Here is a 26275-nt window from a genome sequence, read left to right as displayed (position 1 = left end):
CTCCACCTCACCAAAGATAGAAGAACGCGAAGATGAACACCCAAACCAGATCGACGAAGTGCCAGTAGAGCCCCATGATCTCGACGTTTTCGTAGCGGCCGCGCCGGCTGGTGAAAAACCCCGGCGCGCCGCGATCGAAGTCGCCGCGCAGCACTTTTCGCGCGATGATCAAAAGGAAGATCACGCCGATGGTCACGTGCGTGCCGTGAAAGCCAGTGATCATGAAGAAGGCCGGGCCAAATTGCGCCGCGCCGAACGGGTTTGACCAAGGCCGCACGCCTTTCATGATCAGTTCGGTCCATTCGAAGGCCTGCATGCCGACGAACGTCGCGCCGAGGAGTGCGGTTGCAATCATCAGCGCCGCGGTCTTCCGGCGATCCTGCCGGTAGCCGAAATTGACAGCCATCGCCATCGTACCGCTCGAGGAGATGAGTACGAAGGTCATTATGGCGATCAGAAGCAGCGGCACCTCACGGCCGGCGATATGCAGCGCAAAGATCTCGGCGGTGTTCGGCCACGGCACCGTGGTCGACATGCGGACCGTCATGTAGCCGAGCAGGAAGCAGCCAAAGATGAAGGTGTCGCTGAGCAGGAAGATCCAGATCATGGCCTTCCCCCAGGACACGTTCTTGAAAGCCCGCTGGTCCGACGACCAGTCGGCGGCTATGCCCCGTAGTCCCGGCAGCCGCGACGCTGCGTGGGGGGCATGTTCAGGCGTCGTATCGACCATCCCACGTCTCCTTCTAGCTCAGCAGCCGATGGCAGATGTCGATGAAATTGCCGGCCCAGCCCATCAGCACGGCAAATAGTATCAGCCAGATGATGAGCAAGGCATGCCAGTAGACCGCGCATAGCTCGGCGGACAGAACGAGCCCGGCGGTCCTGTCGCTCTGCCACGCCCGGATGTTGGTCCGGCCCAGCACCACCAGCCCGCCGATGACGTGCAGGCCATGCATTGCCGTCAGCAGATAAAAGAAGGTGACGGCCGGGTTTTCGGTGACGAAATAGCCCTGTGAGGCGAGGTCCTGCCAGGCGAGCAACTGCCCGGCCAGGAACGCAATCGAGGTCAGGCCTGCGGTAAGCAGGGCAAGGCGGAGGTTGTCGAGCTGCCCTTTATGCGCGGCGACCACCGCGCAATGCATCGCAAGGCTCGCCAGTAACAGCGTGCCGGTGTTGAGCCACAGCAGGCGCGGCATCGGCGGCGCCTGCCAATCGACATAGGCCATGCGCATGAGGTAGGCGCTGATCAGCAGCGCAAACAATGCGCTGACCACGGCGATAAATACGCCGAGCCCGATCTTTGCCGGATGCGTATCGGGTGCTTCGGTTTCCGGGAAGGCCGTCACGGGCCCAGCCTCGAGCCAGGGTTTGGACATCAGCCTTTGGCGCGACAGCCACCAGCCGACAATGGCGAGTATTGCGGCCAGGAAAATGAGGATTGCGGTCATGCCGGCCCGCCTTGCGTCAGGGGACTGGGATCGTTCTGCGGAATGAAATCCTCTGGTGCGCCGGGTACGCTGTAGTCATAGGCCCAGCGATAGACCACCGGCAGCTCCTTGCCGAAGTTGCCATGCGGCGGAGGCGTGCCGGCCGTCTGCCATTCGAGGGTCGTCGCGCGCCATGGGTTGTCGCCGGCCTCCTTGCCGTAGCGCAGGCTCCAGAAGAGATTGAACAGGAACACCAGCTGCGCGGCGCCGACCACGAGTGCTGCGATGGTGATGAATTCGTTCAGCGTATGCACGGACGGCGGAATGAAGGCCGTGTCGCCAAGCTCGGGATAGCGGCGCGGAATGCCGACCAGGCCGATATAGTGCATTGGGAAGAAGATCATGTAAGTGCCGAGGAACGTGACCCAGAAGTGTATCCGGCCCATCGTCTCGTTGAGCATCCGGCCGGTGATCTTGGGATACCAGTGATAGATCGCGCCGAAGACGACCAGCACCGGGGCCACACCCATCACCATGTGGAAATGCGCCACCACAAACATCGTGTCGGACAGCGGCACGTCGACCACCACATTGCCGAGGAACAGGCCGCTCAGCCCGCCATTGATGAATGTGATGATGAAGGCGAGGGCAAACAGCATCGGCAGGGTCAGGTGGATGTCGCCCTTCCACAGCGTCAGAACCCAGTTGTAGACCTTGATCGCCGTCGGCACCGCGATGATCAGCGTGGTGGTGGCGAAGAAGAAGCCGAAATAGGGATACATGCCGCTGACATACATGTGGTGCGCCCAGACGACGAAGCTCAGCGCGCCGATGATGATGATCGCCCACACCATCATGCGATAGCCGAAGATATTCTTGCGGGCATGGGTGGCAATGAGGTCAGAGACGATGCCGAAGGCGGGCAGGGCGACGATGTAGACTTCGGGATGCCCGAAGAACCAGAACAGGTGCTGCCAGAGCAGCGGGCTGCCGCCGTTATGCGGCAGCGGTGTGCCCATATCGACGACCGCGGGCATGAAGAAGCTGGAACCGACAACGCGGTCGAACAGCATCATGACGCAGGCAACGAACAGAGCCGGGAAGGCAAGCAGCGCCATCACGGTTGCGGTGAAAATGCCCCACACGGTCAGCGGCAGGCGCATCAGCGTCATGCCGCGCGTGCGCCCCTGCAGCACGGTGACCACATAGTTGAGGCCGCCCATCGTGAAGCCGATGATGAACAGGATCAGCGACACCAGCATCAGTATGATGCCCCAGCTCACACCGCCCGGCGTGCCCGAGGTGATGGCCTGCGGCGGATAGAGGGTCCAGCCCGCGCCCGTCGGCCCGCCCGGCGCGAAAAAGCTGGCGACCAGAACCAGCACCGCAAGCAGGTAGATCCAGTAGCTCAGCATGTTGACATAGGGGAACACCATGTCGCGCGCGCCGACCATCAGCGGGATCAGGTAGTTGCCGAAGCCGCCGAGGAACAGCGCGGTGAGCAGGTAGATGACCATGATCATGCCGTGCATGGTCATGAATTGGTAATAGGCATCGGGGGTGATGAAGGAGAAAGTGTCGGGAAAGCCGAGCTTCAGTCGCATCAGCCAGGACAGGACGAGCGCGACGAAGCCGATTGACATGGCTGTGCCGGCATATTGGATCGCGATGACCTTCGCGTCCTGCGAGAAGACATATCTCGTCCACCAGCTGTGAGGATGGTAGAGTTCGACCTCGGCCACTTCCGCGGGCGGGATGAACTCTGCTTCCTGAGGCGTGACATCGGTCATTGAACACCTCTTCGTTTTAGCGATCCTGCTTCCGGCGCGGCCGCCTCGCGGCCGGCTCGGCTAATTCGCCTTTGCCGCCACCTCGTTTGTCGATCCTGCCGGGTGCTCGAGCGCCCCGGTCTTCTGCGCGGCGGCGTTCATCTGGGCAAAGGTCTGCTGTTGCTGCAGCCACGCCTGATAATCCTGCTCGGTATCGACCTTCACCACACCGCGCATGAAGGCGTGGCCGACACCGCAGAGCTTGGCGCAGAGCACCTCGAATGTTCCGGTCCTGGTTGGCGTGAACCAGAAATGGGTGACCATGCCGGGCACCAGATCCATGCGCGCGCGGAACTCCGGCACGTAGAAATCATGCAGCACGTCGATCGAGCGCATCACCATGTTGACCGGCTTGCCGACCGGAAGATGCAGATCTGCTGCGATGACGATGATGTTGTTCTTGTTGTCGGGGTCGTCGGGATTGATGCCGAGCGGATTGTCCGCGCTGACAAGGCGCGTGTTCGACGTGCCGAGCTTGCCGTCAACGCCCGGCAGGCGGAAGTTCCACTGCCATTGCTGGGCAACGACCTCCACTTCGGTGGCGTCCTTGGGAACGGTGATGAAGCGGCTCCAGACGAAAAGCCCAGGCGCCAGCAACGCCGCGACGCCGATCGCCGTCACCACAGTCAGCCAGGATTCAAGTTTCCGGTTTTCAGGCGCGTAGTCTGCCTTGACCCCTTCCTTGTGACGGAAGCGGTAGATGCAATAGGCCATGAACAGCACAACTGCAGCGAAGACAGTTCCGGTGATCCAGAAAGTTATGACAAGAGTATTGTCGATATAGCTCCAGTTGGAAGCTATCGGCGTCGACCACCAGGGGCTCAGCACATGGAAAAGGACTGAGCCGATTACGATCAGAACGAGCACAAGCGCAATGGCCATCCTCGCTTCCTCCGGCGATCCCGGAGACACTGTCCCCGCAGGAAGGCCGGAGGCATTATAGCTTGATATTCGCCGGATGTACTAGGGGAACTACCGGGACCGCGCGTTGTAACGCGCGGTCGACAATTTGCCGCAGGCTCCAATAAGATCTCGCGGCCTAGAACTTGCCGAGATTTCCTAGGATCTGGTTCAGATGAGGCACAACGGAGACGCTGCCTCAACATGTCGCGACTGCTGCATCCTACGCAGTTCGTCTTATCCAACCTTCTCCACATAGTACCTTGGAATGCGCTTGTTCTCCCGCCCGCGATAGAACTCGACGCAGAAGTCCACGAATGCCTTGAAGCGCCGGGAAACGTGTCGTCGTCGCGAGTAGATCAGGTTGATCGCGGTCTCGGGCGAACGCCATTGCGGCAATACGGGAACCAGGAGGTCGCTTTGGCACTCCGTCTCGACGAAGAAGCCCGGCAGGTAGGCTAAGCCTTCGCCGGCCACGGCGAAATATTTGAGCGTCCAGTAGTCGTTGGCCATGCAGGTGACTGTGGGCAGGATATCCACCTCCGAGCGCTCGTCTCTTGCGAGATACCAGGATTGCGGCCGGGTCGGCTGGCGGAAGACTAGGCCGCGGTGGGTCGTAAGATCGTCGGGCGTCTGCGGCGTGCCGTGGCGGGCCAGATAAGACGGGCTCGCATAGAGGCCGTATGAGGCCGTCGCCAGCCGCCGGCTGATATAGTCGACATCTGACGGCTCGCCCCAGTGGAATATGCCGTCCAGCGCCATTTCCGTGACATCGGTGAAGGGCTGGCGCGAGGTCAGGAACATCACGTCGAGCGCAACCTGCGGATATTGCTGGCGGAAGGCGTAGAGCAGTTCCGATGTAATCGTGGTGCCGAATTCACCGGTGGAGCCGACCCGCAGCGTGCCCGCAACCTCCTGGCGCATCTCGGCCATGGCGGTCGCGGCGTCGTCGCAGCTTGCCTGGATGCGCCTGGCGTGCCGCAGCAATTCGGAGCCGGCGTCTGTGACGTGAAGATGGTGGCCTTCGCGCACGAAAAGCTCCACGCCGAACTCGTCCTCCAGCTGTCTGATCCTGTGGCTGAGCGTGGATTTCGGCAGACGATGCAGACGTGCCGCGGCCGAAATGGAGCGCGCGTCGGCCACCTTCACGAAGCAATCGATGACGGAAAGGTCCATTTCGCGGCGCTCATTTCGTTCAACATATTGGACGATCTGTCCGACAAATATCCAGTTTCGGCCAGTTGTGCAAACGATCCGCTGTCGAAATACTCCCGCCAAACTAGGGAGAACTCCAAGTGACGGATATTCGGGAATTCATTCGTGCGGCATCGGGCAAGGAGGCCAAGGCCACGCTGGCGGTCCGCGGCGGGCGGTTGGTGAATGTCGTATCGGAAGAAATCTATCAGGCCGACATCGCAATCTATGGCGAGCGCATCATCGCGGTGGGCGACATTTCCGACCATATCGGGCCTGACACGAAGATCGTTGACGCCACCGGCAAATATCTCGCCCCCGGCATGATCGACGGCCACTTGCATGTCGAATGCTCAAAACTGTCGCTGACCAGCTTCGCCAAGGCCGTGGTGCCGCTCGGCACCACCTCCATCGTTTCCGGCCTCGACCAGATCATCGTCGTGGGCGGCCCGGCGGCGGCACGCGAATTCCTCGATGAAGCGAAGCAGACCCCGCTGAAAGTGTTCTGGGGCGCGCCGTGCAAGACGCCCTACACCATGCCGCGCTCGACCGTCGGCCATTATTTCGGTCCGGAAGACCATCTCGCCACGCATCACTGGCCCGAATGCGTCGGGATCTGGGAGACGGTGCGCGAGTTCATCCAGGAAGAAGACGCGGATGTCCTTAAGGCGATTGAAATCGGCGAGGCGAGCCGCCTGCCGGTGCTCGGTTGCTGCCCGATGACGCGTGGCGCGCGCCTCAACGGCTACATGCAGTCGGGCGTGCGCGCCGACCATGAGAGCTACACGCCCGAGGAGATGCTGGAGAAGCTGCGCGCCGGCATGCATGTCGTGGTGCGCGAATCCTCCATCTCGCACTTCCTCAACGACAATCTGCGTATCGTCACCGAGATGGGCGTGAAGGCGCTGCGCCGCATCAGCTTCTGTACCGACGACGTGGTGGCGAGCGATATCCTCTCGCGCGGCCACCTCGACAACATGGTGCGTATGGCGATCGCCATGGGCATCTCGCCGATGGCAGCGATCCAGATGGCGACCATCAACGGCGCCGAGGCGCTGCGCATCGACCACAGGGTCGGCTCGATCTCGCCGGGCCGCATCGCCGACATCCTGATCGTCGACGACCTGCGCAATTTCGGCATCGAGGCCGTCATCGCCAACGGCGCGGTCGCCGCGCGCGACGGCAAAATGTCGGTTGAGCTCGTCCCCCCGGCACGTAGCGAGGCACTTCTGAAGTCGGTCAAGGTGAAGCCGGTCAGCGCCGACGACATCATCTTGCCTTACACCGGCAAGGGCGAAACCGCCGATGTGCTGGCAATTGCGGTCACGCCGGAAAAGATCTTCGTGCGCACGCGCCGCGACGTGAAGCTGCCGGTCAAGGACGGCAAGGTGCTGGCCGATGTCGGCCAGAACGTTCAGTACGTCACTGTCGTGGAGCGTTACGGCAAGACCCAGAATCGCCCGGTCGCCTTCACCAGTGGGTTCAACCTGCAAACGGGCGCCATTGCCAGTTCGACCGCGCCCGACGACAACAACATCATCTGCATCGGCGCCAATCCCGAGGACATGGCCGTCGCGATCAATCACCTCATCGCCAACAATGGCGGCCAGGTGGTGGTGAAGGACGGCAAGGTCATCGAGTTCCTGCACCTGCCGATCGGCGGCATCGTCTCCGACATCGCCCCGCAGGAAATGGCCGCGCTCGAAACCCGGCTGGACGACGCGGCGCGCGAACTCGGCTGCGACCTGCCGTGGCCGTTCATGTATATGTTCGTGCTCCAGATCACCGCGATTCCGGACTATGCGATCACCGATCTCGGCGTCGTGGACTGCGTCAATCTCAAGATCATCTCGCCGCTTCTGGAGGGGATCGGCGAGGGCAGGGCCGCGGCGGCAGAGTGAGGACCTGTTGCCCGGCTCGGTGAAGTTCAATAAAGGGGAGGAGAAATGAACTATCAATCGAATGTCACGGCGAGCGCCCGAAGCCAGGAACAATCCTGGCTTCACGGTTTTCTCGACCGATTTTTTGAAATCAGCCGGTACGGATCGACGATCCGTACCGAGATCCTTGCGGGTCTGACGACGTTTTTGGCGGCATCCTACGTCATCGTCGTCAACCCTTCGATTCTGCAGCACGCCGGGATCCCGTTCTCGGCCGGCGTGACCGCGACCGTACTGGTGAGCTTCATCGGCAGCTGTGCCATGGGGCTCTATGCGCGCAGCCCGATCCTTGTGGCACCCGGCATGGGCATCAACGCGCTGTTCGCCTACACGATGGTGATCGGCGCCAAGGTGCCGCTCGAAATCGCGCTGGGCTGCGTGCTCTGGGCCGGCCTTCTGTTCACGATCCTCGCCGTCCTCAACCTGCGCACGGCGGTCATCGAGGCTATCCCTGCCGACCTGCGTTACGGCATTGCCTGCGGCATTGGCCTGTTCATCGCGCTGATCGGCCTGGAGAATGCCAAGTTCATCGTCTCCAACCCCGACACGATCGTCGGGCTGACCAACTTCAACCCCGTCACGATGACCTTCATCGCGGGCTTCATCGTCACCGTTGCGCTGGTGGTACGGCGCGTGCCCGGCGCCATGATGGCCGGCATGATCGTCACCACGCTCCTTGCCATTCCCATCGGCCGCTTGTGGGGTGACGGCAGCGCCTTCTGGCCCGATACGCCGGACGTGCACACGCTGGTCAACTGGGAAGGGTTTTTGGCTGCACCGGACTTCAGCTTCGTCGGCAAGATCGACGTGATGGGCGCGCTGCAGGTTGCCTATGCGCCGTTCATCTTCGTGTTTCTGTTCACGAATTTCGTCGAAGCGCTGTCGACCTTCCTCGGCCTGGCGGAAGCCGCCAACCTCAAGGATGAGGACGGCATGCCGCGCAACGTCAAGGAATCGATGCATGTCGATGCCGTCGCCGCGCTGATCTCGGCACCGCTCGGCACCAGCCCGGCAACCGTCTATCTGGAATCGGGCGCGGGAATCCAGCAGGGTGGACGCACGGGCCTCGTGGCCCTCGTCTCCGGCCTGCTGTTCCTGCCCTTCCTGTTCCTGTCGCCGCTGCTCTCGCTGGTGCCGGCAATCGCCACCGCACCGGTGCTGATCCTGACCGGCCTGTTCATGTCCGAGCCCATGGGCCGCATCAACTGGTCGAGCATCGAAGACGCGATCCCCGCCTTCCTGGCTATCGTGCTTATCCCGCTCACCTTCTCGATCACGCTCGGCCTGTCGCTCGCCATCATCGGCTTCGTCGTGCTGAAGCTCGTGGCTGGCAAGGCGCGCGAAGTGAAGCCGGTCATGTGGTTCGTGGCAGTGCTCGCCGCGATCCTGGTGATGCAGGTCCAATACTGACGCACGAAGGGCGGGGTCGCGTTGGCGATGCCCGCCCGTATTGTTTCCCGATTTGAGAGGACATGCAGGATATGCTGCAGCCATGGTTTGAAATCGCCCCGCGTCTGGTCGACGTGGCGATGGGGCGCACGCCGGCCGATCTGGTGATCCGCAACGGCAGGTGGGTCAACGTCTATTCCGGCGAGATCGTGCCGAACACCGACATCGCCGTCGCCGCCGGCCGCTTCGCCTATGTCGGGCCGGATGCCAGCCACACGATCGGCGAGGGCACGCAGGTTGTCGATGCAGCCGGGCGCTATCTCGTGCCTGGCCTGTGCGATGCCCACATGCATGTCGAAAGCGGTCTGGTAACGGTGACCGAATTCGCCCGCGCGGTCATTCCGCATGGCACCACCAGCATGTTCATCGACCCGCATGAGATCGCCAATGTGCTTGGCCTCGCCGGCGTGAAACTGATGAATGACGAGGCGCAGAGCCTGCCCATCAACATCCTCGTGCAGGTGCCGAGCTGCGTGCCGAGCGCGCCGGGACTGGAGCGAGCGGGCGCTGAGCTCAGCGCCGAAGACGTTCGCCAGGCGCTGGGCTGGCCCAACATCATCGGCCTCGGCGAGATGATGAATTTCCCCGGCGTTGCCGCCAACGATCCCAAGATGACGGCCGAAATTTCCGCCACGCAGGCCGCCCGCCTGACGGTCGGCGGCCACTACGCCTCGCCGGATCTCGGCCGCGCTTTCCATGCCTACGCTGCGGGCGGGCCTGCCGACGACCACGAAGGTACGACCGTGGACGACGCCATTGCCCGCGTGCGGCAGGGCATGCGCGCCATGCTGCGGCTCGGCTCGGCCTGGTATGACGTCGCTGCGCAGGTGAAAGCGATCACCGAACGCGGCGTCGATTCGCGCAACTTTGTCCTTTGCACCGACGACAGCCATTCCGGCACGCTGGTCAATGACGGCCACATGAACCGTGTGGTGCGCCATGCCATCGCGCAGGGCCTGAAGCCGATCACGGCGATCCAGATGGCCACCTTGAACACCGCCCAGCATTTCGGGCTCGAGCGCGAGCTTGGCTCGATCGCGCCGGGGCGGCGCGCCGATCTGATCATCACCTCGCACCTCGCCGAGCTGCCGATCGAAATGGTTTTCGCACGCGGCAAGCTTTTGGCCGAGGGCGGCAAGCTTTCGGCCGATATTCCGGCCTACGACTACCCGGACAGTGCGAAGAACACGGTGAAGCTCGGCAAGAAGCTGACCGCCACCGATTTCGACATTGCCGCGCCCGGCGCAGCCGAGGTGAATGTGCGCGTGATCGGTGTTGTCGAAAACCAGGCGCCGACCAAGGCACTGGAGCGCAAGCTGCCGGTCGAGAACGGGCTGGTGCAGATGGACCGCGCTAACGACGTCTGCCAGATCGCACTGGTGGAGCGCCATCGCGCGACGGGCGAGGTGGTCAACGCCTTCGTCTCCGGCTTCGGCTACACGAAAGACTGCGCCATGGCTTCCACCGTGGCCCATGACAGCCACCACATGATCGTGGTGGGCACCAACAAGGCCGACATGGCGCAGGCAGCGAACCGTCTGCAGGAGGTCGGCGGCGGCATCGTCATGATTTCCGAGGGCAGGGAGCTTGCGCTGGTCGAGCTGCCGGTCGCCGGGCTGATGTCGGACGAGCGCGCGGAAGCGGTGGCGGTGAAGGCGAGCCGTCTTGTCGAAGCCATGCGCGAATGCGGCTGCGAGCTGAACAATGCCTATATGCAGCACTCGCTCCTGGCGCTCGTCGTCATTCCGGAACTGCGCATTTCCGACATGGGCCTGATCGACGTGACGAAGTTCGCCAAGACCGACGTCATCATCGCCTGATCTTTTTTGTCATCCGACCGGCGGCGTTCCGGCGCCGTTGGTTGGATGAAGCTAGCCGTCCTTAGCTGAAGGCGATCCAGAGCACGACTGTGCCGAGCAGGACGCGATAGAAGATAAAGGGCCAGGCCGAGAAGCGCTCAAGGATGCGCATCAGCACCCACAGTGCCGCAAAGGACGACAGGGTGCCCGCCACCATCCCGACCGCCAGAATCATCCAGCCCTGCAGATCGAGATGAGCGTGAAGGAGGGTGCCGATCTCATGCACCCCGGCCAGCGCGATTGCGGGGATGCCGAGCAGGAACGAGAAGCGCGCTGCTTCGTCGCGGGTAAAGCTGCGGCACAGGGCGGCCGTCAGGGTGGAGCCCGAACGCGACACACCGGGGATCAGAGCGCCGACCTGGGCAAGTCCGACAATCAGCGCGTCGCGCAGGCGCATGTCTTCGACCCGGCGCTCATGCCGGGCTGCCAATTCGGCGACCGCGAGCAGGCCACCCATCACCAGGCAGGCGATGCCGATAACTGGCAAGGTCCGCAGCGGGCTGTCGCAGCGGTTGAGCAGCGGTGCAAGCAGCAGGCCTGCGATCACGATCGGCACCGTGCCCAGCACGACACCCACCGCCAGGCGGAATTTCGGCGACCACCAATCTCTCGTTCGTATAGCGGTGATCGATCCGCCCGCGATGGAGCGGATGTCCGTCCAGAAGTAACAGAGCACGGCGCTGAGGGCGGCCAGTTGCATCGCTGCCGAGAAGGCCGAACCGGGATCCTGCCAGCCAAGCACCGCCGGCACCAGCCGCATATGCGCGGTGGAAGAGATCGGCATCAGCTCGGTGATCCCCTGTACGATGCCCAGAAAGGCGACCTTAGCCGCGCCCAAAGCTACGAAGCCAGTATCCACACCTTCCGTGCAAGCACCGCTCATATAGGCCTCCTGTCCTGACGATCTCAGTTATTTCCGAAAGACGCACGCGTTAGCATGGAATTCGCTGCTCAATATGACAACTGCATGGCCGTAAGCGACGGCGCGATGTCGGAACCAGTCAGATAGAAACAAACGCCAACACAAGGACGCGCGGGGCAAGGCAGTAAGTCAGTCTGGCCCTGCGACCCGTCTTCGTCGTGGCGTGGCCAGTTGCCAGGTCTATCGCTATGTCCTCATAGCCCAGGACCTCACGATCCAGCGGGTACACCGCTTTGTAGACCGCTTCCTTCGCTGAAAAGAGAAGCCGACCGACAAGGTGCCGATCTATTGCCGTATCCGCCACATCCGCATCGATGGTCACGAGCGCTGAAATGTCGTCCGGGAGAGGCTCGGCAGGCTCGACATCGATCCCAAGGGATGTGATCCGGGAAATGGGCGCTGCTGCCGCTACGGCCATTTCGTCATCGTGAGCCAGCGAGCCGGTGATCCTTTCAGGCCAGACTGGTGCACCGGATGATGCACGCAGGATGGCGAAGTCACTTGACCCGAGTTTCGCGAGCAGCCCGCGCGCGACCCATCGGGCTGCGCCGCTCGCCCGCCTCATTTCCAGATGGCGTGCCGGGATGGAGCGAGCCTCTTCGGGAAGCAGATGGGTTTCGTCCCCTTCGCGGATCGTCCGGCATCCGACCCGAACACCGTCGGGCGCGATTGCCTTCATCGCCTGCAACAGGGATGCTTCCTCGGAACGGCTCGCAGGCGTGCGGAGCAGCTGCGTCACAGATCGTCCATCTGTGTCCGCAGAACGAGGTCGGCGATCATCTCTCCGTCCTCGTCCAGCCCTTCTTCCACGAAACCGGCGGAGCGATAGAGGTGCCGTGCCGCTTCATTCTCCGGCGCGTAGCAGATCGAAACGTGCCGCACGTGGCCGAGGCTCCTGATTTCGTCCAGTGCCTGGCGCAGGGCGGCCTTGCCGTAGCCTCTGCCCTGATATGTGCGGTCGATCATGAAGCGGTAGATTCGGGCTTCGTCGTCGTCCGCCGGAGCCTCGTACATGAGAAACCCGACAACGCGATCTTTAATCATCACGACGCGCGGGCGCGCGTCCCTGTCCTCTTCGGCCTCCTCCAGGGACTCCGCGTTCGTAGCGACGAAGTCCATCTGGTCCGGCGAAAGCTGCAAAGCCAGGACCAAGGCCCGGTTGGCCTCGGTCATGGGAGCCAGGCGGATCTCCGCCGCTTTGCCGGCACTCGCCGTCAAGATACCTCCTCGTAGGCCGCGGGCGTGGCAGCGGCTTTTTCCCGCACGGACGAACGGGCACCAGGCCGCTTGGCAGGCGAGTTCCCGACCCGGCTCGGCGTTACGAACCCGTGCAGCTTGGCCGGGTTGCCGCGCCAGATGGAGTTGGGCTCCAGCGTCTCGCCTTTCATGACAAAGCAGTCCACATCGGCCACCGAATTTTCGCCCATCACCACGCCGTAATGGATGAAGGCCGCTGGCCCGACCGTGCAGCCCCTGCCAATGATGGTAAAGTCCGATTTGAACGCGCCTTCCTCCAGAGAATGGGGCTGGATGACGCAACCTTCGTTGAGGGTCGCATCGTCGCCGATCTCCACCAGCGAACGCTCGGTGAGGTTGGCGCCGCCGTCATAGACGCGCCGGCCCACCTTCGTGCCCAGCATTCGCAAGATCATCGGCCGGAACGGCGTGCCTGCGAACAGGCGGGTAATCGGGGAATCCGACAGTTTCCAATGCCGTTCGTGATGCCAGAAGGTGGGATCGTAAATGGTCGTCATCCGCGGCTTCAGCTTGCCGAAGCCAAGGCTCGCCCGCTCGATCAGAATATAGAACGGGATGGTGATCGCCGAGGTCAGCAGCACAGCCATGAAGAGCGCGATCTCCGCCCAATCGGTGTAGTAGTTGAGTGCGCGGTCCCAGATCGCAACGGTGACGAACAGCATGAGCCATTGCGCCAGCAGAAACAGAAGCGCGGTCACTGCGTTGTAGCGGTTCTTGTACTTCAGGCGAGCGCGGCGCTCGTCCTCACTGACGCCGGCGATAAGCTCCTTGTCGCGGTTCACGATGCGCGGGATTTCGAAGGACGGCGAGCCGAGAAGGCCCGTGTTCTCACGCACCGGTCCATCGATGGGCACCATCACCTTCGTGCCCAGCAGGCAGTTGCGGCCGGTCCGGCCATCCGGCGGATAATAGATATTGTTGCCCAGGAAGTTGTAGTCGCCGATCTTCGTGTGCTCGAGGCGGAAGGCGGAGGCGGATTTGTGCATGTTGATCATGAACAGTCCGTCCGACACCATCGTACCGGAGCCGATCTCGCACAGCAGCGGATTTTCGTGCTGCTGGTTGCTGCCGAAATTGGAACCGGTCTGCACGACGTTGTTGAGGTTCCAGCCGATGCTGCGGATGTAGTGGACGATTGCCGAGCTGTCGCCGAACAGGAGATTGAGCACGCGCGAATTGCTGCTGAATTCGGCGACGGTCTGCAGCCAGTAGCGGAACCCGTAAAGCGTATAGGTGCGGCCAGGTTTCAGGATCAGCCTGATCAGACGCGGCACAACCAGAGCCGCGACCAGAGCCAAGACGATATAGCCGAGCACACTGATCGCGGTGCCGTAAGCGACGAGGCCGATCGTCTCCTGATAGTCGTCGCTGACATTCTGCCAATAGCTGTGGAAGAGCAGCGGCAGCGGAGTGACGACGGTCAGCAGCACGACGAGCTGAGCGGTCTCGAAGAGGATGCGGCGGATATTGGAAGCGTTGACATTGCGCACCTTGCAATAGTCCGCCGAGGTGGGGACGGCCGGCGATCCGTGCCAGTGCTCGCCCGCCGGAATGCTCTGTCCGCGCTGAAGCGACGAGGCATGGCCGAGCTGGGAGCTGTCGCCCATGCTGGTATCGATATCGATCGTGCTTCCCACGCCCACGAAGGCACCGCGGCCGATGGTTATCGGTCCGGTATGGATGTAGCCGGCCTGGGCGCGATAGCCGAGAATCATCGATTCCTTGCGCAGGATCGTGTTGTCGCCGATTGAAATGAGGTCGGTGCAGACGGGCACAGTACGGCACTCGATCACCGTGTTGTGGCCGAGCTTGGCGCCAAGAAGCCGCAGATAGATGCTGTAGAGCGGGTTACCCCGGAACAGCACCACCGGCGCGGTGCGGATCAATGTCTGCACGACCCAGAAGCGATAGTAGCGCCATCCCCAGATGGGGAAGGCTTCCGGCTTCCAGCGACCCACAAGCAGCCATTTCGCGATGATGGCGAAGCCGGACATGCCGAAAAAGACGCCGGCGGACAGAAGCACGCAGCGCAGGTAGAGCTGCACCGGCTCGTCGAGCTTGTCGTAGACCCAGTTGAGGCCATAGTTGAAGACCCACAGGCCGACATAGCTGTAGATTCCGTAGAACAGCAGTTGCGCCAGGCCGCAGGTCCAATAGGCGAAATTGGACGCCCGATGCGTGAGAATCGGCTCGAAAGTGGCCGCGCTCGTCTTTTCCGGCACCTTCAGGTGCTCGGCTAGGCGCGCGACGGTGGGATGAAGGTAGATGTCGCGCATCGATGTCGTTGCCCATTCCGGGCGGGTACGGACGCGCGCGCAGAAACGGGCCATCAAAAGCGAGTTGGCGCCGAGATCGTCGAAGAAATTGTCCTCCACGGACAGTTCGCCGATTTTCAGCACTTCGCCCAGCGCAGCTGCGAGGAAGCGCTCATCGTCGTTGCTAGGCGGGACGAGTGTACGATCGGTCGAAAGCCGAAGGCTTGTCGGTTTGGGCAGTTTGCGCAGGTCGGCCTTGTTGGAGACCGTCATCGGGATCGCCGGCACCTCCTCCAGATAGGAGGGCACCATGTAGTCCGGCAGCCGCCGCCTCAGCTCCGCGACGATGTCGGCGCGGGAGATCGGCGGCAGGCCGAGTTTGGAGGCGTAGTAGGCAACGAGTTCCACACGGCCCGGCTCCACCTCCCAGGTCGTGACGGCGGCCTGCGCGATTGCCGGCTGGTCCAGCAGCACGGCCTCGATCTCGCCCAGCTCGATGCGATAGCCGCGAATCTTGACCTGGGTATCGATGCGTCCGCGATATTCGATCTCGCCATCATCGTTTATGCGACCGAGGTCGCCGGTCCGGTAGATGCGCTTCGAGGGATTGTTCGGCAGATCCAGGAAATCGTGAATGAATTTCTGCTCGGTCAGATCCGGACGGTTGAGATAGCCGACGGCGACGCCCATGCCGGCAATGCCGATCTCGCCCAGTTCGCCGGGCGGAGTAACCTCCGGCTTTTCCGGGTCGAGGATGACGATGGAATAGGTGGGCAGTGGTGCACCGATCGTCACCGGCTTGTCGGCCGTCAGAAGCCCCATCGTCGCCGTAACGGTGGCCTCGGTAGGGCCATAGGTGTTGAGGATCTGCCGGCCCGGCTTGTCCCAGCGCACGACCAGATTGTGCGGGCAGGCCTCGCCGCCCACCAGGATCGCCCGCAGGCTCGGCACGTCGCTTTCGATGGAGGACAGAAGTGTGGGACTGCAGGCCATGCAGGTGACTTCGTTGGCGCGCAGGAAGTCCGCCAGTTCCTCGCCCACCAGCGGCTGCTGGCCGGGCGCGGGCACGACCGTGGCGCCGGCGGCAAAGGGCACCCAAATCTCCTCGGAGGAGAAGTCGAAGGCGATGGTCATGCCCTGATAGATGCGGTCGCTCGGCCGGTAGCCGTAGGATTCCGCCGCAACCCGCACGAAATTGCAGAAGCTCTGCTGCTTTACCACCACGCCTTTCGGCCTGCCCGTGGTGCCCGAAGTGTAGAGGATGTAGCAGGTGTCGTCGGCGGAAGTATCGGGATGCAGCGGAGTGTCTGGCTGGGCCGAGACTTCGGCTGCCGCGCTGTCGATCAGAATATGCGGAACGGGCATCCGTTCGGCACGCGCCGCGTAGCCCGAGATGGTGATGACCAGCCCGACGCTGGCATCCTCTATAATGAGCGTCATGCGCTCTTCAGGGAACGCCGTGGCGAGCGGAACGAATGCGGCCCCGGCCTTCATCACCGCGAGCACGGCGATGTAGGTTTCGGCAGATCGGTCGAGCAGCAGCCCCACTCGGTCGCCTGGCCGCACGCCGCGGTCGGCGAGCAGATGCGCCAACTGGTTTGCGCGGCTGTCGAGTTCCCGATAGGTCCAGGCACGCCCGTCCGAGATCACGGCAGGCGAGGGGCCGAACTTCTCGGCGAGCTCCTCGAAAAACCTGTCGAGGCGTTCGTCTGGCTGCCCAATTCGGGCAAAGTCGGCCCCCTTCAGAATCTGGGGGTGCCCTGTCGTATTGGAGGCGGCGTTTTCGGCCGTTCCGGCGCTTTCGACTGCAGCCCCCTGCTGGTTGGCCGCCACGCCCTTATCGAGCTTGGCGCCATCAACACCGTGATCCATTTCTACACTCTCAAATTGTAGGTCGGGCGTCGCCGAGCATATCTCTGCGGCGTCATGCAATGTCTTGGGGCAGGCGTGTCTATCGGCTGACTATGCGCCGTATCTGCGACCACCTCTCCTTGTCGAAGCGGAATAGCTAAAGCCTTCGTAAAAGAAAAGCTCGCGCTTTTCGAGGTATCATGACCCTTGGGAAAGATCACCCCGATCGCCTGGCCCGTTCACTGTATCCCTCTGGGCACACCCACCACTCCGTAACAAAGATCGACACTAAGTCCGCCCCTCACGCCAGCGCTCTACGGCAAAATCGTGACACCCAGCTGAACTTTGAGGGGGCGGTCGTAAACTTCCATACGGGTGTGGGAAGTGGGTCACTAATGCTGGCGCAGGCATGGCCGCGTTGCGGGCCAAGCTCATTGGCCCGCGTCAGAACCGACAATTCACGTTCGGCAAGATAACGTCGATCAATGGCGATCGACGTCGATCACGGCCTGGGCGAAGGCCTGCGGCGCTTCCTGGGGCAGATTGTGCCCTATGCCGCCCGTGATCACCCGGTGTTCGTATTTGCCGGTGAATTTGCTGGCATAGGCACTGGCTTCGGGGTGCGGCGCGCCATTGGCGTCGCCTTCCATGGTAATGGTCGGCACGGTGATGGCCGGGGCTTTGGCAAGCCTCGCTTCGATATCATCGTATTTCGGATCGCCTGGCACCAGGCCGAGCCGCCAGCGGTAATTGTGGATGACGATGGCAACGTGATCCGGATTGGCCAGCGATGCCGCGCTCCGGTCGAAGGTGGCGTCGTCGAACTTCCATTGCGGCGACGCGAGCTGCCAGATGAGTTTGGCAAAATCCCGCCGGTATTGGTCGTAGCCGGCCCGGCCGCGGTCCGTGGCGAAATAGAACTGGTACCACCATTCGAGCTCGGCCTTGGGCGGCAAGGGTTTCTTGCCGGCTTCCTGACTGCCGATCAGATAACCGCTCACCGAAACCATGCCCTTGCACCGCTCGGGCCAGAGCGCGGCCATGATGTTGGCCGTTCGCGCTCCCCAATCAAAACCGCCCAGGGTGGCTTTCTGGATATGGAGGCCGTCCATAAGGGCGATGGTGTCGACGGCGAACACGGACGGTTGGCCGTTCCGGAACGTTTCACCTGAAAGGAACCGGGTCGGGCCGTAGCCGCGTAGATAGGGGACAATCACCCGATATCCGGCCGAAGCCAGCACGGGCGTTACATCCACAAAGCTGTAAATGTCGTAGGGCCAGCCATGCAGAAGAATGACCGCGGGACCGTCGGCCGGGCCGGCTTCGGCGTATCCGACATTCAGCTCACCGGCATCGATCTGCTTCAGCGGGCCGAACGACGTATTCGTCCCGGCCGCCGGTGAACCCGGCGAATTTCCTCCGGTGGTCTGCGCCTCCGCTGGCCCGGCTTTGAGGAGTTCGGCGGCGGCAACGGTCATGGCCGCGGCGCCCAGGAAGCGGCGGCGATCCTGATCGATTTTGTCCGAAGTCATGATCCAAGCCATTGTGCAGCCTCCACAATTGGTCTCAGCTCGGCAACGAACTGAGGTAGGTTTGACGCGCTCACTGCAGCCGATGCACACACCCACGCTTTGCCTTCAAGGCGCGTAGCGGCTGAAGACAAAGTCGCGAGACTTGGCGGTCTCGTGGCAGGAAAAGCAGGTGCTGTGCACCGCTTCGCTTGCCGGCTTTCCGTCATCAAACTGAGCAAAGCCCCAGCCGCCGGTCGAGGCGTATTTTGCCGAATCCTTGATCATGAACTGGACGCCATTCTTGGGCGGCCCGGCCACGTAGGACTGCAAACGGCCAAAGGCTTTCGCGCTCTCCTCCAGCGGATCGTAACTCCAGGCGAGCCGGGCAATGATCGTGCCGTCCGGGTATGGGAGCTTTCCTTCGCGGAAGGCCTGGATCGCGATGTCGTTGCCCAGAATGGCGCGCAGATCGTTGAGCATGCCCTCTTCGTGGGCGACGGAAATCAATCTCCAGTCGCGGTATCCGGGAGGCATCTTGATGCCATAGATCGGCGTCGCGTCGTCGTCGGCTTGCCCAAATGCCGGGACCAGGAAGGCGGCCGCGCAGGCCAAGGCACCGGCTCCAATGAACGTGGAGATAACCTGTCTCATACGGTGCCTCCAACAGTACGAAATTGAAGTCACACGAGATCGATATCCGGCTATCGCAGGCCGGACTTCGGGTGCTGGCCGTCGCGATCAGCCGAACCGTCAAAACGCTGTTCTGTGGCGAAGAGTTCCGGCCAGTGGCGCGATCTTCTCCGCCGAAAGGTCAGCCCGGGTCACCCGCAACCATGGCGGACACGTGAGTGGTTGCGCCCATTCGTAGAGACAAATTCCTCAGGCGTAGCCCATGGCCGCGTGCGTGCCGACCTTTTGCAGTTTGTCTTCCGCATTTTGCGGCAGGATTATAGCAACCGTTGCCCCACCGTCTTTTCTGTTGCTGAAGGTCAGGTGCCCGCCATGGGCCGTGGCGATGGCCTGAACGACCGAGAGCCCCAGCCCGGTGCCGCCGGTCGCGCGCGTGCGTGACGGGTCGCCACGCCAGAACGGATTGACCGCGATTGCTTCCATATCTTCTGGAAAACCCGGGCCGCGATCCATCACGCGGATTGCAACGCTTTTGTCCGGCAGCGTTTCAGTTTCGCAACGAAGAACCCCGCCGCTTGCTGCATAACGGCAGGCGTTCTCGAGAAGTGCCAGGATTGCTTGTCGAACGCGCTGCGAATCCACCGACGCGTAAGCCGGCTGCAATTGCGTCTCGACAGTCAACTTGCTCGCTTCGAGCATGGGGTTTGCGGATGCGAGCACCGCTTCGACAAGTTCAGCGGCATTGAGCCTGTTGCGATCGATTACAAGCTTTTGCCCGATGGCGAGAGACAGTGTTCGCAAGTCGTCAACGAGCCGCGACAGGCCTTCGACCTGAAGCAGGAGGTTTGAGACGGTCCGCCTTTCCATCGGGAAGACCCCGTCGAGCATGCCTTGCATCGATCCGCGTAAAATTGTGAGCGGCGTTCGTAGTTCGTGGGCCACGGCCATATTGTTGAACCGCAATCGCTCTTCCATCGTCTCCAGGTTCGTGGCGAGTGCGTTGAAAGTTTCCACCAGACTCGAAATTTCGCGAGTGCTGCTGTGGGAAGCCTGAACCCGAACAGAGAAGTCACCTGATTTCAGACCGTCCGCCGCCGAGGTGAGCTCTTCGAGGGGGTGCGCGATACGTCGTGCAAGATAGAAGCCGATAACGCTACACATCAGAGCAGAAAGCAGGCCACAGACCAGAACCGCGACATAGAGCTGAAAGTCGGCTGGTTCCGACATCGCATTGATGAGATCGAAGAGTTCCTTGAGGGAAGCAGTGTCAGGAACGATCCCGGCATTCATGTCCTTGTATGCAGCCGCCGCGTTCGGAGGCAGGCTGCTGATGATGCCTTCTTCCAAATAGGACGAATACCAACTCACGCCCACATAGGCGATGCCGACGCTGAGCAGCAGCATGGCTGCGATGACTATCGCAGTGAGTCTCGCAAGCGACAGGGAGGGGATCTTCATTTGGGATCCGCAAACCGATAACCGATGCCACGAATGGCGGGAAAGAAGCCCTTCTGGCCTAGCTCTTCCAGCTTCCGTCTAAGGTTGGAAATGTGCGTGTCGACGGTGCGCATTAAAGCAGCGCTTTCCGGCAGGCATGCATCGAGAATATCGGCGCGATCAAATGCATGCATGGGGCGGCGGATCATGTAAGCGAGAATGCGAAATTCGCTTAAGGTCAGCTGTATGGGAATGCGCTGACCGTCGTTGTTGACGAAGGCCGAATAGGCATTCGAATCCACTTCGATGGCGCCGAAGCGCCGTATGGTGTCCTGTCGTTCGCCATTGGTCCGGCGAAGAACGGCTTTGACACGGGCGACCACTTCCTGAGGATTGAACGGCTTGACCACATAGTCGTCGGCGCCCAGACGCAGGCCGCTCAAGCGATCGAGGTCTTCAGCAAGCGCTGTTACCATGATGACCGGTGTATCGCGGGCTTGCCGCATACGGGCAAGAACAGCAAAGCCGTCCAGCTTCGGCATTCTAACATCCAGCAAGACAATATCCGGAGACAGGAGCGCATGATGCTGGAGCGCCGTTTCGCCATCGGCAGCCCGGACCGTTCTGTACCCTTCACGCACCAGATACGCGTCCAATATCTGCGCAATCTCCGGCTCGTCTTCGGCAATCAGAACGAGACTGTTTTCCAAATTAGGCTCCGCATGTTCTTGGGATTTTCTTGGCAACGAGAATCGTCGCGGGCTGATCTAATTATTACCAATCCTGCTTTTGCTACAGCCATTCATGCCTTGGCGCCAAGCAAAGCTAACTTCTGTGACGGCTGCTCACAGGGTGCCGGATTTTCCTCCATCCAATCTTGACACAGATGAACGAAGGCATGGCGCGGCCTTCTGGCCGATATTGCTCAATTATCAACGGCGCTGTCATGCTTGCGAATACACATACACATCCGAGTTCGTCTTCAACCCTTTCGCAACTGCCAGCCACCACGACCGGAAATCACGAAAAGCTCTCCAACGCCGAGCCGCTGAAGCAACTGGCCGGGTCGTATTCGATACTTCGACAGACGATCAGCATGGGCAATCGCCTGGGATTCCGGCGCATAATGGCTTTCTGGCTGCGCTTCGCCATTTCGCCGATACTCACATTGCGTTGGCTGCGGTTCCTTCAGGAATTCACACGGCAGCATGCGTTTGTTCCGCCGCATGACGATCTGGTCCGGAAATCGTTTTCGGCATTCCTGGTGCACCGAATGGCATTTCGGAGCCGCTTCGACATTCTGGTCCAGCATTTTGATGTGGCGGGGCTTCTTCTTTATCCGCGAATGCTTCAGACCCTCTGGAGCGGCAAGAAGGTTGAAGTCGGTTCAATCTCGGGGCGCGATCAGGACTATTGTCTGGAGCTATGTCTGGCGGACCATTGTGGCAGCCGTCATGAGGGCGTTTTCGCACTGCGCTTGATACGCGTTGTCGATCGTGCCGTTTTGTGCACGGCAAGCTTCGTCTTCGTCCGCAGGCCAGGCGATTCCTACAGTATAGTTATCGGAGGCTTGCAAGGATCCGCGCAGCAGGATGCCAAGAGGACCGTCATTGCCGCGACCCGCGATCTTGGCGGCTTGCGGCCCAAGGATGCAGTGCTGCTGGTCCTGAAAGGCATGATGGCGCGCGGCGCCACGCCCTACCTCATCGCGGTTTCCAACTCGCGTCACGTCATCAATCAAAGGGCATCGGCGCGCAGGCGTATGAGAATGCGAGCCGATCTTGATGCCTATTGGATTGAACGAGGCGGCGTGCATTTCCCGCCCTTTGGTTTTCGCTTACCTGTTAATCCGGTGATCAATGAGCGCTGCGAAAGCAGACGAGACATTGCCAAGATCGCCTTCTGGCAGGCTGGGGCCAATTTACTGACCAAGTGAACCGGTCTCTTGCGGGCCCTGAGGGTAGGCAGTTGCTCGGGCTGGTGTTTGCCAGTTTGCCGGGTGGAGAGCGCTTGCTCTACGCCACCGCCATCTCCATCTGCCTGCTGGGGAATGGCCGGAATGCCGTGAGGATCAACACCGCCACCAGTCCCATGCCCCACGAACCGATATACATCAGTGCATAGCTGGCGAAATGGTCGTAGATCAGGCCGCCCAGCAACGGACCGGTCGACATGCCGAGACTGCCGGCCATCGCCGTGCCGCCGATGATCGTACCCATCATCCGCAGCGGGAAATTTTCGCGGATGATCACGGCGTAGAGCGGCATCGTGCCGGCGTAGATGAAGCCGACCAGTGCTGCCACCGCGTAGAACGGGCCGAGCGTCGAGACGAACACATAGGCGAGCACGCCGAAGGCCTGAGCCAGCAGCCCCATCACCAGCACGCGCTTTGCGCCGAACTTGTCGCCGAGGATGCCAAAGGCGATGCGTCCGCCCATGCCGGCCAGCCCCTCGACGCTGTAGATCGACACGGCCGCGATCATCGGGACGCCACAGGTCACGGCGTAGCTCACGGTATGGAAGATCGGGCCGGAATGGGTGGCGCAGCAGAAGAAATTCGCCAGCATCAGGATGATGAACTGCGGCGAGCGAACCGCCTGCCTGACCGTCATGCCGGATTGCGGCTCGTCTGCCGCCATCTCCGCTGGCCCGTCACTCAGCGCCGGCGGGCGCCGCACGAGCAGCGCGGCGGGGATCATCAGGACCGCCACAATGCCGGCGATGATCATCATCGCGGTGCGCCAGTCATGGATCGTAATCAGCCAGGCCGCGAGAGGTGCCATGGTCATCGGCGCCATGCCCATGCCGGCAGAGACGAGCGACACGGCAAGCGCGCGCTGCGTATCGAACCAGCCGGTCACGCAGGCCATCATTGGGGCGAAGACGGCGGCGGTCGCCGCTCCGACCAGCAGGCCGAACAGAAGCTGGAATTCGGCCAGCGATCTCGCCTGGCTGGCGAGCGCCAGGCTCGCCGCGAGGACGCCCGATCCCGTGAGCGCCACGAGCCGCGGGCCGAACCGGTCGGAGAGGGTGCCCCACACCACGCTGCCCGCCGCCATGGCGAGGAAGCCTATCGTCATCGCCGTGGATATGCCGGTGATGGACCAGCCGGTGTCCTGCGAGATCGACCGCAGGAAGACGGGGAGCGAGAACATGGCCCCGATCGCGACGCACCCCAACAGGCCGCCCGCGCCGACGATCACCCAGCGATAGGAATGGTTCATGGCACTCTCCCCCAGACGTTGTCTATGCCGCCCGATGCCGCCGTTCGGATGTCGGACTCGCGATTGAATCCCCCAAGGACGAAGAAACGCCACCTATGCCGACATCTGCCTACATATTTTGTCGTCGGATTTTTCGCGAGAGTCCACGAGTTCGTCGCAACAGCGGCACCTGCAGCGTGGTGCCGGGAGGGTGAGCGATGCAAATCAGCTGTTCTCGCTGCCTTGGGCATCGCTTCCGTGGTGGGGACGATGCGGGCGCGCCACAGGAGCAGACATTCCTTTCAAAAGCCATCAGCGAGGCGATCGCCGCACATGGCGACCGCCCGCTGAAAATATCTGTTGGCCGGCCGTTTCCTACTCGGTCATCTCGAGATGCTGGGCAATCTCCCAGCTGACAGGCAGTTCAACGTCGCCGTTGATGCGCACATTGACGATCACGGGGCCATCGGTGACGGCAAGAGCCTTGTCGATCTCGCCGAAATCGTCGGGCTTATCTACCCTGAAACCCTTGGCGCCAAAGCCGACGGCGAGCTTTTCGAAATCCGGCTGGGCGACATCGGCATATTTCGTCGGGAACCCCTTGTGAACCAGATCATGCCGTTCCTGCCCGACGGCATTGTCGTTGAACACGATAACGGTGAGCGGCAGGTCATGACTGACCGCGGTGTGGAAATCGGACACATTCATCATGAACGAGGCATCCGCCGTCAGGTGGGTAACTCGCTTGCCGGGTCGCGCAAAGCAGGCACCCAGTGCGATGCTCAAACCTTGCCCGATGGCTCCGAAGTCCAGCCCGAGTGCCCAGTTGTCGGCGCTGGGACTGCTCATGGTCTGACAGGTCACCATTGCAGCGTGGCCACCGTCGAAGACGAGAATGCGATCCCGTTTCGGCAGCTTGTCTTCCAGATAGCTCGCGACGCGACGCGGATCGACGGTCTTTCCGTCGTCGTAACTTATGCCCGGCGCCTTCCGCTGCTTGAATTTCTGCACTGTCTCCGCATCCGGCTGACGAGCCGGCTTGCCGCCTTCCTTCAGCCGCTCGAGCAGTGCGGCGACGGCTATTTTCGCATCGGCTTCGAGGCCGACTGCAACCCGTGCGAACCAGCCGAACGCATCCTCCCGGTCATCGATCTGGATGATCTTCTTGCCGTTCTCGAGGATCTTGCCGAAATGCGTCGTCCACTCATTCAAACTCGCGCCGACGACGATCATGACATCGCTTTCGGCCAGAGTATCGACCGTGAAGTCTGAGCCCAGGCCGCCGCTGATACCGAGATAAAGCGGGTACTGAGAGCAAAAACCTGCGGCATACAGAGTCGTTGCCACTGGCGCGCCGAGATATTCGGCCAATTTCTGGACCTCTGGCTCTGCTTTTGACTGGGCGGCACCAAGCCCGCAAAGAATGGTTGGCTTTTTGGCGCCGGCCACGATCTTGGCCGCTTCGGCAACGTCTTCCGGCCGCGGCGGCTGCAACACCTTTGCCTTGTACATGGGGCGATAGGTCCAGTTCGGGTCCGGCAGGACATTGTGCTGGACGTCTTGCGGCAGGTTGAAGACGAACGGTCCTTTCCTTGCTTTCAGCTGGCGGAAGGCTTCACCGAGGCAGTAATCGACATTGTTGGCGTGATCGATTTTCACCGTTGCCCCGGCCGTGAGCTTTGCCATTGCGTCCTGGTCGACCATGCCCTGCGGGTTGTAGGGATCACGCAGGGAAGCGTGGCCGGCCAGCATCAATACCGGCGATCGATGCAGCCGAGCCAAAACGAGCGAGGTCGTTGCGTTGGTGTATCCGGGGCCTTGCGTGGTGGCGGCAAGGCCGATCTTGCCGGTGAAGCGCGAATAGCCGTCCGCCATGCCGATAGCGGCGGTCTCATGATGCGCGTGAACGTATTTGAGCCCATGTTTTTCACACAACTCTACGATGATGTCTTGATTGGCATCGCCCATGACCGCGAAAATGCGGTCGATGCCCTCAGCCGCAATCGCTGCCGAAATCGCTTCAAGTACCTTCATAGCGACCTCCATTTGGTTGATGTGACTGCACGTAACCAAACTTCATTCGAGCCGGGATCGCCGCCCGTCACCTTTGACTGTAACGGCGGATATCTCGGCATTTCACTGGGCGTGAGAGACTTCGCAATAGTCTCGCTTTTCGACCTTCTTGGGCCGACGCGGCTCCAGAGTGGTCGTCGCTTTTCTCTTCCAGCTGTTCGCGCCCATCGCACGAGCCGGACGGCCCGCTCTCGCACTGGCCATGCCGATTCCGCGCGCGCGGCGTATCAACGCCAGCCGGCGAGAAATGTTGCGTCGCCTATCGAGACAACGGAGAGACAATCGTGAAGTGGATCGAGAGGGTCTGGAAGGGCCAAAGCTTAACCTTCAAACGGTCACTTTGCGGTGGCCTTCAGGGTGCGCTCCATGTCGCACCGAGCGGGAGAGTGTGAGTGAAGGGGTGGTAGCGGAGGAGCGTTTCGGTCGCACCCCCCCGAATGTTCCGGTCGCGTTCTCGTGGACGGAAATGGCCAGAAAGCGGGCCTAGGCGGCAGCATGACGCCCGGCGCCGACGATCTTTGGCGTTTGATCTGAGGGG

19 protein-coding genes are annotated in these 26275 nt (G+C 61.6%); 4 read left to right on the top strand and 15 right to left on the bottom strand.

Features of this window, described 5'->3' with window-relative positions:
* Positions 1-7 precede the first annotated feature (7 nt).
* The 5 genes from C7I85_RS27545 to C7I85_RS27525 form a co-directional block, all read right to left on the bottom strand.
* Positions 8-730, bottom strand: coding sequence for a heme-copper oxidase subunit III family protein (locus C7I85_RS27545; protein ID WP_106727200.1), 723 nt, complete (start codon positions 728-730; stop codon positions 8-10).
* 13 nt (positions 731-743) lie between these two features.
* Positions 744-1448, bottom strand: a complete 705-nt coding sequence (locus tag C7I85_RS27540; RefSeq protein ID WP_106727199.1) for a cytochrome c oxidase subunit 3 — start codon at positions 1446-1448, stop codon at positions 744-746.
* Positions 1445-3217, bottom strand: a complete 1773-nt coding sequence (locus tag C7I85_RS27535) for a cbb3-type cytochrome c oxidase subunit I (RefSeq protein WP_106727198.1) — start codon at positions 3215-3217, stop codon at positions 1445-1447. Before C7I85_RS27535 ends, C7I85_RS27540 begins: the two co-directional genes overlap by 4 nt.
* Positions 3218-3277: 60 nt before the next feature.
* The gene (locus C7I85_RS27530) at positions 3278-4138 is read right to left on the bottom strand and encodes a cytochrome c oxidase subunit II (protein ID WP_106727197.1); all 861 of its coding nucleotides are present in this window, start codon (positions 4136-4138) and stop codon (positions 3278-3280) included.
* A gap of 255 nt (positions 4139-4393) precedes the next feature.
* Positions 4394-5332 carry a LysR family transcriptional regulator gene (locus C7I85_RS27525; protein ID WP_106727196.1) on the bottom strand — a complete coding sequence of 313 codons (939 nt, stop codon included), beginning with the start codon at positions 5330-5332 and terminating at the stop codon, positions 4394-4396.
* Between the two features lie 119 nt (positions 5333-5451).
* On the opposite strand from C7I85_RS27525, the gene C7I85_RS27520 reads away from it, so the two are divergent.
* The 3 genes from C7I85_RS27520 to ade all read left to right on the top strand — a co-directional run bounded on the left by C7I85_RS27520 (position 5452) and on the right by ade (position 10559).
* The gene (locus tag C7I85_RS27520) at positions 5452-7251 is read left to right on the top strand and encodes an adenine deaminase (RefSeq protein ID WP_106727195.1); all 1800 of its coding nucleotides are present in this window, start codon (positions 5452-5454) and stop codon (positions 7249-7251) included.
* Positions 7252-7296: 45 nt separating this feature from the next.
* The gene (locus C7I85_RS27515; RefSeq protein WP_106727194.1) at positions 7297-8700 is read left to right on the top strand and encodes an NCS2 family permease; all 1404 of its coding nucleotides are present in this window, start codon (positions 7297-7299) and stop codon (positions 8698-8700) included.
* A gap of 71 nt (positions 8701-8771) precedes the next feature.
* Positions 8772-10559 (top strand): adenine deaminase, encoded by a 1788-nt coding sequence (ade, locus tag C7I85_RS27510; RefSeq protein WP_106727224.1) that lies wholly within the window; start codon positions 8772-8774, stop codon positions 10557-10559.
* 61 nt (positions 10560-10620) lie between these two features.
* Here the strand turns inward: ade and C7I85_RS27505 are convergent, their stop codons facing one another.
* From C7I85_RS27505 to C7I85_RS27470, 8 genes are all read right to left on the bottom strand, one after another.
* Entirely contained in the window at positions 10621-11481 is an 861-nt protein-coding gene (locus tag C7I85_RS27505; RefSeq protein ID WP_106727193.1) for an undecaprenyl-diphosphate phosphatase, read from the bottom strand.
* A 118-nt stretch (positions 11482-11599) separates the two neighbouring features.
* On the bottom strand, positions 11600-12259 hold the full coding sequence (locus tag C7I85_RS27500; RefSeq protein WP_342587324.1) for a 4'-phosphopantetheinyl transferase family protein: 660 nt from the start codon (positions 12257-12259) through the stop codon (positions 11600-11602).
* Positions 12256-12693, bottom strand: coding sequence for a GNAT family N-acetyltransferase (locus C7I85_RS27495; RefSeq protein WP_106727222.1), 438 nt, complete (start codon positions 12691-12693; stop codon positions 12256-12258). Before C7I85_RS27495 ends, C7I85_RS27500 begins: the two co-directional genes overlap by 4 nt.
* 41 nt (positions 12694-12734) lie before the next feature.
* Positions 12735-16904, bottom strand: a complete 4170-nt coding sequence (locus tag C7I85_RS27490; protein WP_106727192.1) for a Pls/PosA family non-ribosomal peptide synthetase — start codon at positions 16902-16904, stop codon at positions 12735-12737.
* A gap of 461 nt (positions 16905-17365) precedes the next feature.
* Positions 17366-18427 (bottom strand): alpha/beta fold hydrolase, encoded by a 1062-nt coding sequence (locus C7I85_RS27485; RefSeq protein WP_245445135.1) that lies wholly within the window; start codon positions 18425-18427, stop codon positions 17366-17368.
* A 93-nt stretch (positions 18428-18520) separates the two neighbouring features.
* Positions 18521-19045, bottom strand: a complete 525-nt coding sequence (locus C7I85_RS27480) for a cytochrome P460 family protein (protein ID WP_106727191.1) — start codon at positions 19043-19045, stop codon at positions 18521-18523.
* 228 nt (positions 19046-19273) lie between these two features.
* Entirely contained in the window at positions 19274-20482 is a 1209-nt protein-coding gene (locus tag C7I85_RS27475; protein WP_106727190.1) for an ATP-binding protein, read from the bottom strand.
* Positions 20479-21171, bottom strand: a complete 693-nt coding sequence (locus C7I85_RS27470; RefSeq protein ID WP_106727189.1) for a response regulator — start codon at positions 21169-21171, stop codon at positions 20479-20481. The genes C7I85_RS27475 and C7I85_RS27470 overlap by 4 nt, the downstream gene beginning before the upstream one ends.
* Positions 21172-21347: 176 nt before the next feature.
* Between C7I85_RS27470 and C7I85_RS27465 the strand changes: the two genes are divergently transcribed.
* The gene (locus C7I85_RS27465) at positions 21348-22397 is read left to right on the top strand and encodes a DUF535 family protein (protein ID WP_245445134.1); all 1050 of its coding nucleotides are present in this window, start codon (positions 21348-21350) and stop codon (positions 22395-22397) included.
* 79 nt (positions 22398-22476) lie between these two features.
* On the opposite strand, the gene C7I85_RS27460 is transcribed toward C7I85_RS27465, so the two are convergent.
* Both C7I85_RS27460 and C7I85_RS27455 read right to left on the bottom strand, forming a co-directional pair.
* Positions 22477-23685, bottom strand: a complete 1209-nt coding sequence (locus C7I85_RS27460; protein ID WP_106727188.1) for an MFS transporter — start codon at positions 23683-23685, stop codon at positions 22477-22479.
* Positions 23686-24039: 354 nt separating this feature from the next.
* Positions 24040-25698: a thiamine pyrophosphate-binding protein gene (locus tag C7I85_RS27455; RefSeq protein WP_181257419.1), complete on the bottom strand. Its 1659-nt coding sequence runs from the start codon at positions 25696-25698 to the stop codon at positions 24040-24042.
* Positions 25699-26275 lie beyond the last annotated feature (577 nt).

The sequence above is a fragment of the Pseudaminobacter soli (ex Li et al. 2025) genome, assembly GCF_003012705.1.
GTDB classification, from domain to species: Bacteria; Pseudomonadota; Alphaproteobacteria; order Rhizobiales; family Rhizobiaceae; genus Pseudaminobacter; species Pseudaminobacter soli.
Note: the sequence above shows the minus strand (reverse complement) of the source record. Positions and strands in the feature narration are given on the sequence as shown.